Source organism: Trichococcus flocculiformis (assembly GCF_900113645.1).
Lineage (GTDB): Bacteria > Bacillota > Bacilli > Lactobacillales > Aerococcaceae > Trichococcus > Trichococcus flocculiformis.
Genome location: NZ_FOQC01000092.1, coordinates 1 through 2313, shown reverse-complemented (window position 1 = coordinate 2313; position 2313 = coordinate 1). Strand labels below are relative to the sequence as shown.

General features: G+C 36.4%; 3 protein-coding genes. All 3 read left to right on the top strand.

What is annotated here, in order from left to right:
- Positions 1 to 101 precede the first annotated feature (101 nt).
- Positions 102 to 899 carry an Rgg/GadR/MutR family transcriptional regulator gene (locus BMZ71_RS14455; protein WP_086990971.1) on the top strand — a complete coding sequence of 266 codons (798 nt, stop codon included), beginning with the start codon at positions 102 to 104 and terminating at the stop codon, positions 897 to 899.
- Between the two features lie 533 nt (positions 900 to 1432).
- Positions 1433 to 1894: a hypothetical protein gene (locus BMZ71_RS14450; protein ID WP_086990969.1), complete on the top strand. Its 462-nt coding sequence runs from the start codon at positions 1433 to 1435 to the stop codon at positions 1892 to 1894.
- Between the two features lie 33 nt (positions 1895 to 1927).
- Positions 1928 to 2230 (top strand): hypothetical protein, encoded by a 303-nt coding sequence (locus BMZ71_RS14445; RefSeq protein ID WP_086990967.1) that lies wholly within the window; start codon positions 1928 to 1930, stop codon positions 2228 to 2230.
- The last annotated feature ends 83 nt before the right edge of the window (positions 2231 to 2313 follow it).

Sequence of the window (2313 nt, the reverse complement as noted above, 5' to 3'; positions counted from 1 at the left end):
AAAGTCGTCTTTCTGCGTGAGCATGGGAATTTTTTTGCTTTTTTTCAGAAAACAGTTTAGATGAGGACCTACAAATGTTTATGCAACACTAGTGAAAAGATGTGTATAAAGGAATATTGAGCAGGCCCGCCATATCTCGATTTGAAAAAGGCAAGAGTGATACGACTGCCGAGAAATTATTCCAGATTCTTGATAATTTAAATCTTACTTTGGAGGAATTCCATTTTCTTTATAATGGTAATAAAGCGAATACGGATGCTATGATGATCAGCGCTTATTCAGAAGCCTACTATGCAAAGGACTTGCTGAGGTTGGCGGAATTGGAAGAAGAGGGCAACAAACATTTTGATGAAACTTCCCAGATTAGATTTTTGCATCATGCGAGCATCATCCACCTGCTACGGTGTAATCTCAGCGAGTTGCCATTCCCGCATAAAGAGTTGGCGGTCATAAAAGACTATCTTTTCCAATGTGAGACATGGAATTATTATGAGTTGGTTTTGTTCACCAACTCCTTGGATTTCTTTCCGGAGGAGGTGTTGGATGCTGTGTACACTAAAGCCAAAGAGAAGATGACAGAGTTCAATCAGTTGAAACGGTATAAAAATGAACTATTCTCGCTTATTTCAAATATTTTGGTGTTGCAACTGGAGAAAAATAATCTGGAGAAGAGCTTGCTTTATTATGCTGATTTAGAGAAAACCCTCTCTACATCGGACAACAGGATGTATGAACATGCTATGTTGCTGTTCTTCAAGGAATTAATCGCCGTCATGCAGCACAAGGAGGACACCGAAAAACTGACTGCCATCCTACAGACATTCAAGCTTCTGGATATGGAGCGCATAGGAAACCAGTGCGCGGGATTACTGGAGATCGTAAGAAAAAATAATGCGTAATCCGCATGAGCTGCTATTAGAGCAATGTGCCAAAAAAATTTCTCAATCAAGCAAAACAGGCTAAATAAGTAGATTTTAAGGAGTCCTTTTTCCATGGCCGTTAAGAAAAATAATGATAAGCCACGCAAATAGCAGGAGAAAAATTACATTTAATAAAGTTACGCACATGCTTATCATAAATGAGGTCATTTTTTTGAGGGGAATGGCGGTATGAAAGCATTCCTGAGTAAGCTACAGAAATGGCTAGAAAAAGAGAATAGAATCGGAAAAGCGGAAAGCCCATAGTGACGGGCTTTCCGCTTTGTTTTTGCTTTCCGGATCATTTAAGGCTGTAACACGCATGTAACATTATATTCTGAGAGCGGATGTTTTTACAAAAGAAAATGTTCGCCGTATAATTAAGCTGTGAAGTAGTGAACGATATCGGCCTGAGATGCGTTTGAGTTGAAAGTGGATACATATTGGTGCTCTTGCTGTGGATTCTAGCAAAATATTTCTTATTTTTTTGGAATTAAAAGAAGGGGGTATCGGTTGTGAAAAATCAGACAAGTGGAATTGAAGAAAAGGAGAGTCTTACGGAAAAGAATTCAGAAAAAGAAAATAATCGAGCCGATATTGTTAGTGCTGTTACTGGTCCGCTGAAAATGATTGCAGTTTTTGCAACATCTTCCGAGGTAATTGGAACATTAGTTGTACCTTTTATAAATGATTCAAGGAATCAGTTGGTATTGATATCGTTTCTGATTGTCTATCCGGCTTTTCTTACATCCTTATTTTTCTTTGTACTGTATAATAAAAATCACGTTTTATACGGGCCTTCCGATTTTACTGATCAAGATGACTTTTTAGAACTAACATTAAAGAAAAATGAATTCGTAAAAATTGCTAAACAAACGTTGCGCAGTGAGAAGAATGATGAAGACAAGATAAGATATCTAGGGAAAGCTATAGACGATATCGAGAAATTACAAGATAAATATAAGAGGTATAACTGACGGGATATAGATAATAATTAAGGAGTGTTAAATATGAGTAGTGAAGAAACTAGTATATATGCGACAAAAGAGGATTTAGAAGAATTAAAAAGTGACTTAAAACAAATTATAGACACTGTAAATATTTTGTTGGAATTTGAAATAAAAAAACCAGTATATGTTTACCCTTATGGTACGGATGGGGCGAGGGTGGCACCTGCTATATTACCAGATAAAGATAACATCAAACCAAGTATTTTAGGGCGAAATGAAGATGCCATCAAACCAAGCATTGTAAGGCAATTGGAAAACAGCTCAAAGGCCTTTGAAAAATTACAAGATAAGTACAGAAAATGACATTAGTATCTATGTTAAATTATATATACACCACTTTACAAGTAATTAAAAACTATGTTTTTCTTCAGCCCATCGTTCATAAG